The 15,377-nt window shown below is 58.4% G+C and carries 18 protein-coding genes; all 18 read left to right on the forward strand.

The genetic code is table 11. The features are described from left to right. Positions 1-10 precede the first annotated feature (10 nt). The 18 genes from INF35_RS00825 (at position 11) to INF35_RS00910 (ending at position 15,366) form a co-directional block, all read left to right on the forward strand. The gene (locus tag INF35_RS00825) at positions 11-2,179 is read left to right on the forward strand and encodes a RelA/SpoT family protein (RefSeq protein WP_193499693.1); all 2,169 of its coding nucleotides are present in this window, start codon (positions 11-13) and stop codon (positions 2,177-2,179) included. 13 nt (positions 2,180-2,192) lie between these two features. Next, entirely contained in the window at positions 2,193-3,911 is a 1,719-nt protein-coding gene (locus tag INF35_RS00830) for a DUF6311 domain-containing protein (protein WP_193499694.1), read from the forward strand. A gap of 32 nt (positions 3,912-3,943) precedes the next feature. Beyond that, the gene (gene dtd, locus INF35_RS00835) at positions 3,944-4,399 is read left to right on the forward strand and encodes a D-aminoacyl-tRNA deacylase (RefSeq protein WP_193499695.1); all 456 of its coding nucleotides are present in this window, start codon (positions 3,944-3,946) and stop codon (positions 4,397-4,399) included. A 30-nt stretch (positions 4,400-4,429) separates the two neighbouring features. Further along, positions 4,430-5,029 carry an MBL fold metallo-hydrolase gene (locus INF35_RS00840; protein WP_193499696.1) on the forward strand — a complete coding sequence of 200 codons (600 nt, stop codon included), beginning with the start codon at positions 4,430-4,432 and terminating at the stop codon, positions 5,027-5,029. Positions 5,030-5,032: 3 nt separating this feature from the next. Then, positions 5,033-6,523 carry a coproporphyrinogen dehydrogenase HemZ gene (hemZ, locus tag INF35_RS00845; protein WP_207728238.1) on the forward strand — a complete coding sequence of 497 codons (1,491 nt, stop codon included), beginning with the start codon at positions 5,033-5,035 and terminating at the stop codon, positions 6,521-6,523. Further along, positions 6,477-7,412 (forward strand): uridine kinase family protein, encoded by a 936-nt coding sequence (locus tag INF35_RS00850; protein WP_193499697.1) that lies wholly within the window; start codon positions 6,477-6,479, stop codon positions 7,410-7,412. Before hemZ ends, INF35_RS00850 begins: the two co-directional genes overlap by 47 nt. A 189-nt stretch (positions 7,413-7,601) precedes the next feature. After that, positions 7,602-8,075 (forward strand): zinc ribbon domain-containing protein, encoded by a 474-nt coding sequence (locus INF35_RS00855; protein ID WP_235983070.1) that lies wholly within the window; start codon positions 7,602-7,604, stop codon positions 8,073-8,075. Between the two features lie 13 nt (positions 8,076-8,088). Further along, the gene (locus INF35_RS00860) at positions 8,089-8,781 is read left to right on the forward strand and encodes a MazG family protein (RefSeq protein WP_193499698.1); all 693 of its coding nucleotides are present in this window, start codon (positions 8,089-8,091) and stop codon (positions 8,779-8,781) included. Positions 8,782-8,887: 106 nt separating this feature from the next. Next, positions 8,888-9,160: an HU family DNA-binding protein gene (locus tag INF35_RS00865; RefSeq protein WP_193499699.1), complete on the forward strand. Its 273-nt coding sequence runs from the start codon at positions 8,888-8,890 to the stop codon at positions 9,158-9,160. Positions 9,161-9,249: 89 nt separating this feature from the next. After that, positions 9,250-9,495 (forward strand): RNA-binding S4 domain-containing protein, encoded by a 246-nt coding sequence (locus INF35_RS00870; RefSeq protein WP_193499700.1) that lies wholly within the window; start codon positions 9,250-9,252, stop codon positions 9,493-9,495. 100 nt (positions 9,496-9,595) lie between these two features. Next, on the forward strand, positions 9,596-9,895 hold the full coding sequence (locus tag INF35_RS00875) for a YabP/YqfC family sporulation protein (RefSeq protein WP_193499701.1): 300 nt from the start codon (positions 9,596-9,598) through the stop codon (positions 9,893-9,895). Between the two features lie 8 nt (positions 9,896-9,903). After that, the gene (locus tag INF35_RS00880) at positions 9,904-10,383 is read left to right on the forward strand and encodes a hypothetical protein (protein ID WP_193499702.1); all 480 of its coding nucleotides are present in this window, start codon (positions 9,904-9,906) and stop codon (positions 10,381-10,383) included. 64 nt (positions 10,384-10,447) lie between these two features. Then, positions 10,448-10,729 (forward strand): FtsB family cell division protein, encoded by a 282-nt coding sequence (locus INF35_RS00885; protein WP_193499703.1) that lies wholly within the window; start codon positions 10,448-10,450, stop codon positions 10,727-10,729. Between the two features lie 68 nt (positions 10,730-10,797). After that, entirely contained in the window at positions 10,798-11,259 is a 462-nt protein-coding gene (locus tag INF35_RS00890; protein ID WP_193499704.1) for a S1 RNA-binding domain-containing protein, read from the forward strand. A 173-nt stretch (positions 11,260-11,432) separates the two neighbouring features. Beyond that, on the forward strand, positions 11,433-12,602 hold the full coding sequence (locus tag INF35_RS00895; protein ID WP_193499705.1) for a THUMP domain-containing class I SAM-dependent RNA methyltransferase: 1,170 nt from the start codon (positions 11,433-11,435) through the stop codon (positions 12,600-12,602). A 14-nt stretch (positions 12,603-12,616) separates the two neighbouring features. Continuing rightward, positions 12,617-13,453: an NYN domain-containing protein gene (locus INF35_RS00900; RefSeq protein WP_193499706.1), complete on the forward strand. Its 837-nt coding sequence runs from the start codon at positions 12,617-12,619 to the stop codon at positions 13,451-13,453. 260 nt (positions 13,454-13,713) lie between these two features. Continuing rightward, on the forward strand, positions 13,714-14,580 hold the full coding sequence (locus INF35_RS00905) for a transporter substrate-binding domain-containing protein (RefSeq protein WP_193499707.1): 867 nt from the start codon (positions 13,714-13,716) through the stop codon (positions 14,578-14,580). A gap of 126 nt (positions 14,581-14,706) precedes the next feature. Further along, entirely contained in the window at positions 14,707-15,366 is a 660-nt protein-coding gene (locus INF35_RS00910; protein WP_193499708.1) for an amino acid ABC transporter permease, read from the forward strand. Positions 15,367-15,377: the final 11 nt, after the last annotated feature.

The raw sequence follows: 15,377 nt of genomic DNA on the forward strand, positions 1-15,377 counted from the left end.
AGGAAGGAAGATGGAGAACACCGAGAAAATGCCGATCACCTATGAGGAACTCAAACAGGAACTGATTGACAGCGGCCGTCCCTATGACTTTGACATGATCGACCGTGCCTTTGCTCTGGCCAATCAGGCACACAGTGCCCAGCGCCGCCGCAGCGGCGAACCGTACATCTGCCACCCGCTCAGCGTCGCCCGTATTCTGATTGATCTGGGCATGGACAGTGAGAGCATTGCCGCTGCCCTCATGCACGATGTGGCCGAGGACACCGATGTGACAGTGGATGAGATCCGGTCCAAATTCGGGCCGGAGGTTGCACTTCTGGTGGACGGCGTCACCAAACTGACTCAGATCAAGTTTTCCAACGTGGAGGATCGCCAGGCGGAAAACCTGCGCAAGATGCTGCTGGCTATGAGCCAGGATGTCCGCGTTATGATCATCAAGCTGAGCGACCGCCTGCACAACATGCGCACCGGCGACGCCTGGCCGGAACAGAAACGCCGGGACAAGGCGCTGGAAACGATGGAGGTCTATGCCCCCATCGCCCATCGCCTGGGCATTTCCAACATCAAGGAGGAACTGGAGGACCGCAGCCTGCAGTATCTGGACCCGGTGGGCTACAACACCATCCGGGATCTGCTGGACAAGCACGGCGACGAGTTTCTTCACGGTGTCTGCGATACCATCTCGGCCCACCTGACGGAAAACGGCATTGAGAATGCCAAGATCAAATACCGGGTCAAGAGCGTCTACGGTATCTACCGCAAGATGTATATGCAGAACAAGGAATTCGAGGAAATCTACGACATCTACGCGGTTCGCATCATTCTGAACAGTGTGGCCGAGTGCTACACGGCGCTGGGCCTCATCCACGACATGTATCACCCGCTGCCCAACCGGTTCAAGGATTATATCTCGACGCCCAAGCCCAACGGTTATCAGAGCCTGCACACCACAGTCATCGGCCATGAGGCGCTGCCCTTTGAGGTCCAGATCCGTACCTGGGATATGGACCGCCAGGCGGAGTACGGCATCGCCGCCCACTGGAAGTACAAGGAGGGAATCACCAGCTCCGGAGACAAGCTGGACGAACGCCTTGCCTGGGTTCGGCAGCTTTTGGAAAGCCAGCGCTCCAGCGCCGACGCCACCGACCTGCTCAGCGACATCAAGAGCGACCTGCTGCCGGAGGAAGTCTTTGCCTTCACCCCCCGGGGCGATGTGATCAACCTGCCCGCCGGCGCCACGGTCATCGACTTTGCCTATGCCATTCACTCGGCTGTCGGAAACCGGATGATCGGCGCCAAGGTCAATAACCGCATTGTTCCCATTGACCATCAGGTAGTCACCGGAGAGATCATTGAGATCATCACCGGCCCCGAAAACCGCGGCCCCAGCCGGGACTGGCTTAACATCGTCAAGACCAGCGAGGCCAAGAACAAGATCCGCAACTGGTTCAAGAAGGAACGCCGGGAGGAAAACATCGCCGAGGGCAAGGATGCTTTGGAGCGGGAACTCCGCCGCAACATGATGACCATTCCGCCTGAACACTACGACGAGTTCATGTCCAATCTGGCCCGCCGCAACCGCTGCAACACGGTGGAGGAAATGTACGCGGCCATCGGTTACGGCGGCCTTCAGCTCTCCCGCATGCTGACCAAGATCAAGGATGAGTATGCACGCCTCAAGGCCAGCGAGCCCAAGCCGGTCACCCTGGACATCAAGCGAATCCATTCCTCTGAGGGCGTTGTGGTGGAAGGCATCGACAACTGCCCGGTCAAGTTTGCTAAGTGCTGTTCGCCGCTGCCCGGTGACGACATTATCGGCTTTGTGACCCGCGGCTTTGGCGTTTCCATCCACAAGCGGGACTGCAAGAATGTCCATGAGAGCATGCGCCATCCTGAAAACGCCGACCGCTGGGTGCGGGCCTACTGGGATACCGCAGCCAAAGAGCAGTACAGCGCCACTTTGGAACTGACCTGTATGGACCGCAACAATCTGGTGTCGGATATCGCCCTGGCTCTGTCCGATATGCGGGTGCCCATCTATTCCATGGCAGCGCGGGCGGCGGAGCATGGCCGGGCGCATATGAGCCTGACCATCGGCATCATGAATACCGAGCACCTCAATAACGTGGTAGCTAAACTGAAAAAGGTGAAGGATGTCATCAGTGTCCTGCGCACCTGAACGGAGTATCTGCATGAAAAAAAGGCAGAACATAACATTTCATCGGCTGCTGTGCGCTTTGCTGGGCGCGGCAGCAGGCATTGCCGTATTTCTTGTTCTGTACGGAACCTCCACGCTGAATGTGGCCAACGATGGCTGGATTCTGAACGGCTATGATGAGACCGACATCCAGCAGCACTACGCCGGGTGGCTGCTGTTCCGAAATTCCCACTGGACCTTTCCCCTGGGAATGTGCGACACTCTTGCCGCGCCCGACGGTACGCTGATTTCCTATACCGACAGCCTGCCCTGGGTAAGCATCTTCTTCAAGCTGCTGCGGGGCGTGCTGCCGTCCACCTTTCAGTGGTTCGGATGGTATACGCTGTTCTGCTTTGCCATGCAGGGAGCTGCGGGGGCGCTGCTCTGCACCCGGGGAAAGCTTCTGACATCCCGGGTATCACTGCTGTTCGGCGCACCGGGCGGGCTGGTGTTTGCCTGCCTGCCCACTCTGTGGGAACGGGCCTTCCGCCACGTGGCACTGGCATCCCAGTATCTGTTTCTTTTCGGTCTTTATTTTTATCTTGAGTACCGCACGGCGCTGTCCCGGGGAAAAACGCCGCGCTATGCCTGGGTGGTTTTTCCGCTGCTGGGCTTTGCGGCGGTGGGTATCCATCCCTATTTTCTGCCCCCGGTCATGATCTGTGCCCTACTGGCGGCGGTGGACCTGGGCAGACTGGCCCGCCGCCCCGCAGCAGGGGCCGGACTGTTTGGCGTCAGCATGCTGGCGGCAGTGGCCGGCGGCATCCTGACCGGTGCGCTGGGTGGTGGGGTGGAGGTCTCCCGCTACGGCTACGGACAGCTTTCCATGAACCTCAACGCCGTCCTGAACCCCATCTCCCGGGGCGGGTATACCTGGTCAAGGCTTTTGCCCCAGCAATCCCAGCTTCCGGAACAGTATGACGGTTTCAATTATCTGGGATTGGGGGTTCTGGGCCTGGCAGCTGCTGCACTTTTCTACAGTGTGTGGCGGACACTCCGCAGCCCGAAGGAAACCGCCGGATGGTGGCGCCGCAACTTGCCGTTGGTTCTGGCCTGCGCTTTCCTGACGCTGTTTGCTGCCAGCAATAACCTGACGCTGGGCAGCTGGCAGCTCAGCATCCCGATGCCCAAGGCCCTGACCGAGCTGTGCGGCATCTTCCGATCCAGCGGACGGATGTTCTATCTGGTGGGGGCCTGCATTCTGCTGTTCGGTATTTACACCATCCGGGATGCCTGCGGGACTTCGGGCAGAGGCAGAATGCTGGCCTGCCTGCTGCTGGCCGGTGTGGCTGCCCTGCAGTTGTGGGACCTGTCGCTGGTCGCCGCCCAAAAACGCCAGATTTTTGAGCAGCCTGTGGCGGACACGGTGGTCAACGCCGAGGAGACCCAGCACATCGGCAGCGGGCACACACAGCTGCTGGCCGCTTCTCCCTTGCGGGAGGACCGCACCCGCCGGCTGGCCATTCTGGCGGGCAAGCAGGGGCTTTCCACCAACATTTCCATTGCTGTGTCGGGCAGTTACCCGCAGGCGGAACAATCCGCGGCGGATGCAGGAGCGCTGCTGGATGCCGGACAGTACGATCCGTCCGCCGTCTACGTCACCACCGACGAAGCCCAGTACAACCGCTGGCAGCAAATCTTTGCCGGGAACGCAGCGGTTACATGGTTTGTGACGGATTCCTGCTATTTTCTGGTGCCGCAGCCCGGCGCATGAGCGGGAAAAAACAGACTTTTCAGGAGGTTTTTATGAGAGCAGTGATCCAGCGGGTGGCCCGCGCATCGGTTACGGTCAACGGCGGAGAGCCCCGCGCCATTGGCAGAGGCATTGTGATCCTGCTGGGGGTTGGGGACACCGACACGCTGGACATTGTGCCTAAGCTTGCTGAGAAATGTGCCAATCTCCGCATTTTTGAGGACGACCAGGGCAAGCTCAACCGCAGTGCGGTGGAGCTGGGATATTCGGCGCTGGTGGTCAGCAATTTTACATTATACGGCGACACAGCCCGTGGGCGCCGCCCCAGCTTAATCCGTGCCGCCAAGCCGCCGTTTTCGGTGGATGCCTACGAGGCGTTTCTGAAAGAGCTGTCCCGACAGGGCCTTGCTTCAGTACAGCACGGCGAGTTCGGCGCAGACATGCAGGTCGACCTGGTCAACGACGGCCCGGTGACCATCTGGATCGATACCGACGACTGGTCCCGCTGAGCCCGGCTCAAAGGGGAAAGGAGCAATCTTATGAATCTGATTCACATCACGGCCTCCGCGCCGCTGTTTACCAATACCTTTCTGATCCTGACCCGGGCGGATCATGGGATCGTCATTGACCCGGCCGCCGATGCTTCCGTTTACCTGCGCCGGATCGAGCAGGAAAACGCCCGGCTGACCCACATCCTTCTGACCCATGGACATTACGACCATGTGGGAGCGGTGGTGGAGCTGCAGCAAAAGACCGGCGCCGCAGTTTATGTACAGCCGGAGGACACCAACAAGGCACCCATGTTCCCGCTGCCTTCCATCGGTCAGGCCTATCCGGAGGACGGTATTCTCAAAATTGATGAGCTGGAATTTCATATCTGGCGCACGCCCGGACATACACCGGGCAGTGTCTGCCTCTACTGTGACGGGGTGCTGTTCAGCGGGGATACGCTGTTTGCCGGCAGCTGCGGACGCGTGGATCTGCCGGGAGGCAGTGCGGCGGATATGCGCAACAGTCTTTCGCTGCTGGCCAAACTGCCGCTGCCCGGGGATACCAAAGTTCTGCCGGGACACGAGTATTTCTCCACGCTGGGGGAGGAGCGCAGGCACAATCCGTATCTTTTGGGAGAGTGGTATTGAGCAATGACGAATGCACCGATTTGTCTGATTCTTCACGGTATGGCCGGATATGAGGCGGAACACACCGCCCGGATGTTTTTCTCAGGGCTGCAGCGGGCGGATACCGTGCCGCAGGAGGGCGACTGCCTGCTCATTTCTTCCAAGCCCTATGCGCAGATGGTTTTTCTGCGGCAGAACGGGGAAGCCCGCTGGACGGCCTGTGCGGCATCGCCGGAGCAGGAACCCGCCGACCGGGAGTACGCCCTGTGCCGTCTGCTCTACCATTTCCTGCAGGAAAAGACCGGTATCCGGCCGCCCTGGGGCATGATGACGGGGGTGCGCCCGGTGCGCATCATTCACGACATGCGCGCGGCAGGCGCTACTGAGGAAGAGATCCGGGCAAGGTTCGTCGACCACTTTGAATGCACCCCCGAGCGTTTTAAAACTGCCCTGCGTATTGCCGAGGTCCAGCGGCCCATTCTGGCCGACGCCAGGCCCATGGACTACAGCCTGTATGCGGGAATCCCGTTCTGCCCGTCCCGGTGCAGCTACTGCAGTTTTGTCTCCCGCACGGTGGGGGACAAGGCCACGCGGGCACTGGTCCAACCCTATGTGGACTGCCTCTGCCGGGAACTCAAGGCCATGCGGGAGATTGCCGACGAGTGCGGCCTTCATCTGAAAACCCTCTACATCGGCGGCGGGACTCCCACCAGCCTGTCGGCGGCACAGCTTCGCCAGCTGATGGGATGCCTGGCCGAAACTTTTGATCTGAGCAGACTCAGCGAGTATACGGTGGAGGCGGGCCGGCCCGACTGCACCGATGCCGAGAAGCTTCAGGCACTGAAAGAATACGGTGCAACGAGAATTTCCATCAATCCTCAGACCTTCTCGGATGAGGTGCTGAAGAACATCGGGCGCCGTCACAGTGCACAGGATATTCTGGACTGCTTTGCCCAGGCCCGCGCGGCAGGACATGACAACATCAATATGGACCTGATTGCCGGTCTGCCCGGGGATACGGTGGAAGGTTTCCGCAAAAGCCTGGAAACAGCCATTTCTCTGGAGCCGGAAAATATAACGGTGCATACCCTGACGCTGAAACGGGCTTCCAATCTGGTGGTGGAACACCGCCCCGACGCATACGATGATGTGGCAAGGATGCTCGCCCACTGTGATCTGCTGGAGAAGGCCGGCTACCGTCCCTACTACCTCTACCGACAGAAGGGCACGCTGCAGAATCTGGAAAACGTCGGATGGTGCAAGCCCGGATACGAGGGACTCTACAACATTTACATCATGGAGGAGGTCCACACCATCCTCTCGGCAGGTGCAGGCGGTTCCACAAAGCTGGTCCAGCCGGGCGTCCGTCATGCCCGGATCGAGCGTATCTTCAACTACAAATACCCCACCGAATACATCGGACAATTTGATACCGTTCTTGCACGCAAGAAAGGAGTGAAGGAGTTCTATGACGCTTTTGCCGGTACAAATCCCGAAACGACTTATCAGCAATGAGATGGTGAATTTTGCCGCACAGCGCCCGGCTGAATTTGCCGAGCTGTGTGAGCGTCAGTATGACGCCCGGATTGAGCGCGCCGTTGAAACGATTCTGGATTCCGGGCGAGGGCTTGTGCTGCTCACAGGACCTTCCAGCTCGGGCAAGACGACCTCGGCAAAGCGCCTGGCCGAGGCTGTCCGGAAGAGCGGCCGCCGCAGCGAGGTGGTCAGCCTGGACGATTTCTTTGTGGGGGAAGGCCGCTATCCCAAGCGTGCGGACGGCACCGACGACTATGAGTGTGTGGAAGCTCTGGACATTCCGCTCTTGCAAAGCTGCCTGCGGGAATTGGCTGAAACGGGGGAGTGCGATGTTCCGCAGTTTGATTTCCTGACACAGATGCCCTCGGGTAGGACCCGCCATGTGGACTGCCGGGACGGTGTGGTCATTGTGGAAGGGCTTCACGCTTTCAACCCGGTCCTCACCGATCCGCTGCCCCGGACGGCCCATCTGCTGATCTATGCAAGCCTTCGGGAAGAATACTGCGACGCGGTGGGGGCGCGCACGGTTGCCACACGGGACATCCGCCTGGCCCGCCGTCTGACCCGGGACGCCCTGTTCCGCGGGCACGGGGCGGATTTCACCCTTGATTTGTGGCCTCATGTCTGTGATTCGGAAAACCGGTATATCAAGGTATTCAAAAATCGGGCGGACCTGGTCCTGGACACCTCTTTCAGCTATGAACCCTGCCTGTGGAGCGGTTTGCTGGCCCCCATGCTGGAAACGGTCAAGCCGGAAAGCCAGCACGCCGTTCGCCTGGCAGCGCTGTGTGCCCAGCTGCAGCCCTTTGCCCCCATGAGCCGGGAAATGGTCCCTGAACGCAGCATTTTGAGAGAATTTATCGGCTGAGTTGTAAAATTGGCCGCCAAAACCGAAAGAATTAACGAAACGTACACAAATCAGGCCTTTTTGAGCGTTGCAAACCCGCAAGGGATACGCTATAATGCAGATAAATAAGCTGCCGCCCGGGTGCCATTTGTCCGGGAATTACTGGTTCAGGCAGCCGCTATTCCGTAGCATAGAAAGAGGTGCACAGATATGTTTGAATTGGATATTGAGATGCTCAAGGAGCAGGGCCTCCAGATTATGGATACTGCAAAGAAGACTGCCATTGACATTGCCGATAAGGGCAAGAATCAGCTGGAGCTTCTGAACCAGCAGGCACGCCTGTCCAAGTCTCAGCGTCAGCTGGGCGCGCTGGTTTACAGCCTTCACAAAGCCGGTGAGGAGAACCAGCCCCTGGTCGACAAGTATATTGAGGCCATTGCCGAGATCGAGAAGAATATCGAGGAGATCAAGGCCCACATGACGCCCGACGAGCGTGCCGAAGCGGAAGCTGCCGAGGCTGAACAGCCTGAAAATGCGGAGCCGGAGGATGCCGCTGCCGAGGATGAGGAAATCATCGAGGAAGAGCCGGACCGTCCCAGAGGGGAAACCAAGATTTGCCCGGTCTGCCATTCCGAGGTGGATGCCGAAGCACTGTTCTGTAACCACTGCGGCGCACAGTTGTAATTCTCATCTCAAAATGATAGAATATCAACGCAAAAATCATTATGATGCAGACGACCTTGTCGAGATCATAAAAATTCTGCGCAACCCGGAATCCGGATGCCCCTGGGACCGGGTACAGACCCACACCTCCATCCGGATGAATTTTCTGGAGGAAGCGTATGAGGCGGTGGATGCTCTCGACTGTGATGACCCGGTACTCATGTGCGAGGAACTGGGGGACGTACTGATGCAGGTGGTTTTCCACACCTGCATTGAGACGGAAAGGGACCGTTTTGAGTGGCAGGACGTATGCGACGGTGTCTGCCGCAAGCTGATTTTCCGTCATCCGAATATTTTTGGCTCGCAGCCCGAGACTGAGGGCATAAACGATTGGGATGCGCTCAAGAATAAGGAAAAGGGCCGCACGACCCTGGCACAGGACCTGGACAGTGTGCCCAAGGCAATGCCTGCCCTGATGCGGGCGGCAAAACTGCAGAAACGTGCGCAGCGCCGTCTGGGGGAATCCCCGGCAGACGGACAGGCTGTGCAGCAGGCTGCTCAGGCCGCTGCGCAGGCAACGCCGGAGCTGGCGGAGCAGGCCATCGGCAGACTGCTGTTTGAGACGGTGCGTCTGGCGAGAGCTGCAGGCATTGACCCTGAGCAGGCCCTGGAAAAGCAAAATGCCCTTTTTGCGGCTGAGGCAAAACAGATGCCACAGCCCGAATGATTTGAATACGGGCAATGATATTACCAGTCAAAAAGCGAACCGGTCTGCCGTTTGCGGCGGATCAGCGATGCGCTTTTTGCAGATAAATTACTTGGAGGTATAAAAAATGACCAAAGTTGAACTGATTGCCGCTGTTGCTGCCGATGCAGGCCTGACCAAGAAGGATGCCGAGAAGGCGGTCAACAGTGCTGTCAACGCCATCACTGAGGCGCTGAAGAACGGCGAAAAGGTCTCCCTGGTCGGCTTCGGCACTTTCGAGGTCCGTGAGCGCCCGGAGCGTAAGGGCCGCAACCCCCAGACCAAGCAGGAGATCACCATTCCTGCTTCCAAGCTTCCGGCATTCAAGGCCGGCAAGGCTCTGAAGGACGCGGTTCAGTAAACAAGGCGTCAGCCGAAACAGCATTGCCCGCCGCTGTAAAGCGGCGGGCGTTTGCATATCGGGAGTTAAAGCCCTGAGGAGGATATGGGATGAGATTGGATAAATACCTGAAGGTCAGCCGCCTGATCAAACGGCGCACGCTGGCCAATGAGGTGGCGGATGCGGGCCGAGTGCTGGTCAACGGCAAGGCGGCAAAGGCAAGCTACGCAGTCAAGACCGGTGATGAAATTGAGATCACCTTCGGCAACAAACCGGTCAAGGTGAAGGTGCTTTCGGTGGAGGAACCCCGCGGCAAGGATGTCGCCCGGGAACTGTACGAAGTGATCTCCGGCTAATTGGCATATTTTTTTTCGGGCCCGCATATATAGCTAGGGAAACCAAGCAATATGCGGGCCCGGTTTTGCATGCCGCGCCGCAGAACAGGAGGTGGCGGCCATGCCGAACAGACAAAACGAGCTGCCCGGACCGGAGCTCCCGGCCCAGGCCCATACCCTGATGCTGGAAAATCGGCAGACCCTGGTGGCAACCGGGGTGACAAGGGTGATCAGCTGCGACGAGACGGGGGCGGCGCTGGAAACGACCCAGGGAAACCTGACCATCGGCGGGCAGAAAATCCAGGTGGGAGAACTTTCGGTCAGGACGGGGGAGGTCCGCATCACCGGCAAGATCGAATTTTTGCAGTACGCCGAGAATCGCCAGACATCCGGCGGATTTTTCCGCAGACTGTTCGGGTAAACCGTATTATGACGGCATCTCCGCCACTGTGGGCGGTCTGGACGGACGTGCTCTGGTGCCTGGGCATCGGGCTGTGTATTGCCGGAGGAAGAGATGCGCTTGGCCTGCTGTTTGGGGACAGCCGGCCGGTTCGTCTGGTGCTGGATCTGACCGGTTTTGCAGCGGCAGCGGTGGCGGTTTGCGGGTTTTCGGCTCAGGTTTCGGCCAGCGGGACTGCGCGGTGGTATATGGCGGCGGCTATGGCGGCGGGGGCTTTCGGGTGGAGTGTAACGGTTTCTGCGCTGCTGCATCGGGGCACAGCGATGTTGCTTCGCATTCTTGTGCTTCCTCTGCGCGGAATGGAAAGAAAAATTCTGCGCCCGTTTCACAATCGACTGGTTCAGGCAGCGTTTTCTGCAAAACAGAAACGTTTGCATCGAAAGCAGGTTAAAAAGAGAAAAAAACAGAAAAAGATGTTGCAAAATCCAAAACGGATATTATATAATTAAACATACGCAGGCAGCCGTGCCTGCATTGCCGAGGATGCAGCTGGAAGGGAGGCGGGTCGCGGCGATGAAAAAGCATAACAAAATGCCGAAATGGGTACTGCCGGCACTGATCTGTGTATTGTGCGGCTATCTGGTCGTCAACGTGATTCGCTGCCAGGTGACAATTGGCTCCAAGCGCCAGGAACTCGACTCGATCCAGACACAGGTCGAGGAGCAGAAGGCGGAAAACGAGGAGCTGGATCGGGCTCTTTCCGACGGTGAGGATGCCATCATTGAGCGCATTGCCCGGGAACAGGGTTATGCCCGCCCCAATGAGCGCATTTTTTACGATATCAGCGGCAAGTAATTTTAGTGTCAGGAACAGCTTTGCGGGCTTTTTCTGAAATACAGCGAACAGCAAAGGGGTATTACAGTTTGGCATTACAGGTAGGGGACATTTTGGAAGGTAAAGTCACCGGCGTGAAACCGTTCGGTGCCTTTGTCGCACTGCCGGAAAACAAAACCGGCCTTGTCCACATTTCGGAAGTTTCGTATGAGTTTGTGCAGGATCTTTCCACGGTTCTGTCCGAAGGCCAGACCGTTTCGGTCAAGGTTCTGAACATTGCACCGGACGGCAAGATTGCACTGTCCATCAAGCGCACCCAGCCGGCTCCCGAGCGCGGCCAGCGTCAGGGCGGCGGCAATGGCCGTGGCCCGCGTCCGCAGCGCCGCGAAGCACCCCCGCGCGTCTGGCAGCCCAAGCCTTCCCAGCCCAAGGGCGAGATGAGCTTTGAGGATATGATGGCGCGCTACAAGACCCAAAGTGAAGAAAAAATTGCGGATCTGAAGCGCGTGACCGAGAACCGGCGCGGCGGCTATTCCCGCCGTCGCGGCTGATTGTCCGCTGCTGCAGAATTCATTGATTTACTGAACATAAGACAAAGATAGGCTCTGTTGTCTCTCGGAATTCGGACGCAGGGCCTATTTGGGTTATCTGTCGTTTTTAGGGGGGACAAGCCTTTCCGGAAACAACCCGCCCGACAGGCCCAAAGAGAAAGAAAGGAAATGTTATGCCCGAGCGTTACACACTGGTTGCGCCCTGCTTTTTTGGAACGGAATCCACCCTCTCCTTTGAGGTCAAGCGCCTCGGTGCAGAGAACGTCAAGGTCACCGATGGCCGCGTCGCCTTTGAGGGAGACGCCTCGCTTGTCGCGGCGGCCAATTTGAACCTTCGTACGGCAGAGCGTGTCCTGCTGCTGCTCAAAACAGCGCGAACGACTACATTCGATGAGCTGTTCGACAGCGTCTACAGCATTGCGTGGGAGGATCTGCTGCCTCCCGACGCGGCGTTTCCGGTCAAGGGTTCCAGTCTCTCCAGCACCCTGTCCAGCGTGCCTGCCTGCCAGAGCATCGTCAAAAAAGCAATCGTCAAGCGCCTGATGGCGGGACATCATGTTACCACCCTGCCCGAGACAGGCGCTTTGTACAAGGTCCGCTTCGCCCTGCGCAAGGATGTGGTGGAGATTATGCTGGATACCTCCGGCGACGGGCTGCACAAGCGGGGATACCGCCGCAACGCTACGCTGGCCCCCATCAAGGAGACGCTGGCGGCAGCCATTGCCGATCTGGGGCATGTCCGCCGGGATACCTTTGTTCAGGACCCCTTCTGCGGTTCCGGCACCATGGTGATTGAGGCGGCCCAGAAAGCGCTCAACATTGCCCCCGGCCTGCGCCGCCGTTTTGCGGCAGAGGCTTTTGCCTTCCTTCCGCGGGAAATCTGGGCACAGGAACGGCGCAAGGCGCTGGAGGCTGCCCGTATGGACGCGGCCTTTGAAGGTGTGGGGTATGACATTGACCCGGCAGCAGTGGCACTGGCCAACGCCAACGCCAAGCTGGCCGGAGTGGGGGATCGCTGCCGCTTTGAGGTGGCGGATGTCAAGGACTTTCACGCTGCACCTCAGGCGGTGGTCCTGACCAACCCGCCTTATGGGGAGCGCCTGGGCGATGCGGCGGAAGCGGCGTCGCTGGCGCGGGTGCTGGGTCAGGTCTGGCGCGCTGCTCCGGGGTCGGGACTGTACGCCATCACGGCCGATGCCGCCTTTGAAGAGCATTTTGGGGCAAAAGCCACCAAGCGGCGCAAAATTTACAACGGCATGATTCCGTGCCAGCTGTATATGTATTTTCAGCCCCGTGAATTTTCGGGCAAGCGCAGGGAAGCCGCAGCTGCCCGTCATGAGTAAAGGAGGTTCCGCCGGTGGAAGATCTGAAACTTGCGGTCCTGATTGATGCAGATAATATTTCGCCCAAGTATGTCAAGGCGATTCTGGATGAGGCTGCCTCGTTTGGTGTGGCAACCTGCAAGCGCATCTACGGCGACTGGAGCGACAGCCGCCTGAAAAGCTGGAAAGATGTGCTTTTGAACAACTCCATCATTCCTGTCCAGCAGTACAGTTATACAACGGGCAAAAATGCAACCGACTCCGCCATGATCATTGATGCCATGGACCTTTTGTATTCCGGAAATCTGGACGGTTTCTGCATCGTCTCGTCGGACAGTGACTTTACCCGTCTGGCCGCCCGGCTGCGCGAGGCGGGCAAGCTGGTCATCGGCATGGGTGAGAGCAAAACGCTGGGCCCCTTCGTCAAGGCCTGCGACCAGTTCAAGTATCTGGACCTCATTTTGGACAATGCAGAGCCGGAGGAAGAGAGCGCTGTGCCCACCGCTGCAGACAATCTGCAGGCGGCCAGCGACGACACGGCGATCAACCGGGACTCGGTGGGACGCCTGGTGCACGGCATGATCGACGAGATGGACGACGGCACTGGCTGGGTGCGTACCAGCCGGATCGGCGATCAGCTGATCAAGCGCTATCCGGACTTTGACGTGCGCAACTTCGGCAGCAAAAGCCTCAATAAGTTTCTTGCGGCCCTGCCGGGGCTGGAAGTGGAGGAACGCATGCTCTCCAACGGCAATCCCATCCAGTTTGTGAGGATTCGCCCGCAGCCGGCGCCCAGAAAACCGGGCCGCAAGGCTGCGGCGCATGCAGGCGGCAAAAAGAGAGCCGTACGCAAAAAGGCGAACGGAATCTGACTTTTTGCAGCACATCGGTTTTTCGGATGTATATTTTGGCACCGCGTTTTTTGGACTCTTTCGAAAATGCGGTGCTTTTTTGCAGACAAAAACGGGAAGCCTTCGAAAATTTATGCAAAAACAGCCTGAAATATGGTATTTTCACGCTGTGGATACTTGCGAAACGCCTCCATTTATATTACTATAATAAGGTGCACTGCCGATTTACTGCGCTGAATCGATGCGGAAACCGGCAAAGTGATTGAGGAGGAGAGATCATCATGAAAAGAATTATCAGCACGGTCCTGGCTGCGGCCCTGGTTTTGAGCCTGGCGGCCTGCTCCAACAGCGATTCGAGCACTAGCACTTCTGCCGCGGAGGACAGCAGCACGGCTGCCACGGCGGAAACCACCGCCGACACCGGGGACGATGCCGCCACAGAAGAGAGCGACCTTGCCTACATCAAGGAAAAGGGCACTATGATCATCGGCTATACGGTCTACGCACCCATGAACTATACCGATGATGACGGCAACTTCACCGGTTTCGACACCGAACTGGCCACGGCTGTCTGTGAGCAGCTGGGCGTCGAGCCGGTCTTCCAGGAAATCAACTGGGAGACCAAGGTGGTTGAGCTGGATGCCGGCACCATCGATTGTATCTGGAACGGCATGACCCTGACCGAGGATATTATGGAAAACACCGCCTGCACCGAGCCCTATGCCAAGAATGCGCAGGTCATCGTCATGAAGAAGGAGGCGGCCTACAACGGCACGGCAGACCTTGTGGATGCCAGCATCGCTTATGAGGCGGGCTCTGCGGGTCAGGAGACCCTTGAGGCAGAGGAGAACCTCTCTCAGGCCGACCTGGTTCCCAAGACGGTACAGGCTGACTGCCTGCCGGAGGTTGAAGCGGGCAACTGCCAGGCTGCGGTTCTCGACCTGACCCTGGCCAACGCCATGATCGGCGAAGGCACCAGTTACACTGATCTGGAGATCAAGGACGAGCTGAACGTAGAGGAGTATGGCGTTGCCTTCCGCAAGGGCAGCGACGTTGCCGCGGCGGTCAACGATGCCTTTGCCGCTCTGCGCGAGGACGGCACCATGCAGGCGCTGGCCGACAAGTACAACCTGGAACTGGCCGACTGAACAGTTTGAAATAGGCCCTGCGCGCGGCGGCTGAGCCGTTCTGCGTGCAGGCGCCTTTGTGTATTGACAGAAAACCCGGGATACGGCTTTCGCAAGGAGGCGGCCCGGCACGGGGAAGTGGAAAACATGAGTGAAGCCATGGTGATATGGGGCCGCCTGACGGAGAGTTTCTGGCTCAATTCAGAACTGTTCCTTCTGACGCTGGCCTTTGCGCTGCCGCTGGGCCTGGTGGTGGCGTTCGGCTCCATGAGCCGGTTTATGCCGCTGCGTGGAGTGGTGCGCACCTTTGTCTGGGTGATCCGCGGAACACCGCTGATGCTGCAGATCATTGTGATTTATCTGGGCCCCGGCCTGATGGGATGGGGCAATCCCTGGCCGGCCGGCAGTTTCGGGCGGCTGTGGGCGGCGGTGGTGGCCTTTGTCATCAACTATGCCTGCTATTTCTCTGAGATCTACCGCGGCGGCATTGAGTCCATCCCCAAGGGCCAGACGGAGGCCGGCCAGGTCTTGGGCATGACCAAACCGCAGATTTTCTTCCGGGTGACGCTTCTGCAGGTCATCAAGCGCATCCTGCCGCCCATGGGCAATGAGGTCATCACCCTGGTCAAGGATACGGCGCTGGCCAATGTCATCTCCAACAAGGAAATTATCATGATGGCCAAGGAATACAGTGCCAAGGGCCTGATCTGGCCGCTGTTTTCCACGGCGCTGTTCTTCCTGGTCTTTGTAGGCGTGCTGACCCTGGTGTTCGGTGCGCTGGAAAAGAAACTGGATTACTTTAAGTAAGGAGGCAGAGA

The sequence above is a fragment of the Gemmiger gallinarum genome, from assembly GCF_014982805.1.
GTDB lineage: Bacteria > Bacillota > Clostridia > Oscillospirales > Ruminococcaceae > Gemmiger > Gemmiger gallinarum.

Bases quoted from the DNA above. Each gene is read 5' to 3' on its own strand.
- INF35_RS00875 (WP_193499701.1), top strand. From the start codon at position 9,596: ATGCCGAACAGACAAAACGAGCTGCCCGGACCGGAGCTCCCGGCCCAG.
- INF35_RS00895 (WP_193499705.1), top strand. From the start codon at position 11,433: ATGCCCGAGCGTTACACACTGGTTGCGCCCTGCTTTTTTGGAACGGAA.
- INF35_RS00825 (WP_193499693.1), top strand. From the start codon at position 11: ATGGAGAACACCGAGAAAATGCCGATCACCTATGAGGAACTCAAACAG.
- INF35_RS00905 (WP_193499707.1), top strand. From the start codon at position 13,714: ATGAAAAGAATTATCAGCACGGTCCTGGCTGCGGCCCTGGTTTTGAGC.
- dtd (WP_193499695.1), top strand. From the start codon at position 3,944: ATGAGAGCAGTGATCCAGCGGGTGGCCCGCGCATCGGTTACGGTCAAC.
- INF35_RS00850 (WP_193499697.1), top strand. From the start codon at position 6,477: ATGACGCTTTTGCCGGTACAAATCCCGAAACGACTTATCAGCAATGAG.
- INF35_RS00880 (WP_193499702.1), top strand. From the start codon at position 9,904: ATGACGGCATCTCCGCCACTGTGGGCGGTCTGGACGGACGTGCTCTGG.
- INF35_RS00840 (WP_193499696.1), top strand. From the start codon at position 4,430: ATGAATCTGATTCACATCACGGCCTCCGCGCCGCTGTTTACCAATACC.
- INF35_RS00910 (WP_193499708.1), top strand. From the start codon at position 14,707: ATGAGTGAAGCCATGGTGATATGGGGCCGCCTGACGGAGAGTTTCTGG.
- INF35_RS00865 (WP_193499699.1), top strand. From the start codon at position 8,888: ATGACCAAAGTTGAACTGATTGCCGCTGTTGCTGCCGATGCAGGCCTG.
- INF35_RS00830 (WP_193499694.1), top strand. From the start codon at position 2,193: ATGAAAAAAAGGCAGAACATAACATTTCATCGGCTGCTGTGCGCTTTG.
- INF35_RS00885 (WP_193499703.1), top strand. From the start codon at position 10,448: ATGAAAAAGCATAACAAAATGCCGAAATGGGTACTGCCGGCACTGATC.
- INF35_RS00855 (WP_235983070.1), top strand. From the start codon at position 7,602: ATGTTTGAATTGGATATTGAGATGCTCAAGGAGCAGGGCCTCCAGATT.
- INF35_RS00860 (WP_193499698.1), top strand. From the start codon at position 8,089: ATGATAGAATATCAACGCAAAAATCATTATGATGCAGACGACCTTGTC.
- hemZ (WP_207728238.1), top strand. From the start codon at position 5,033: ATGACGAATGCACCGATTTGTCTGATTCTTCACGGTATGGCCGGATAT.
- INF35_RS00870 (WP_193499700.1), top strand. From the start codon at position 9,250: ATGAGATTGGATAAATACCTGAAGGTCAGCCGCCTGATCAAACGGCGC.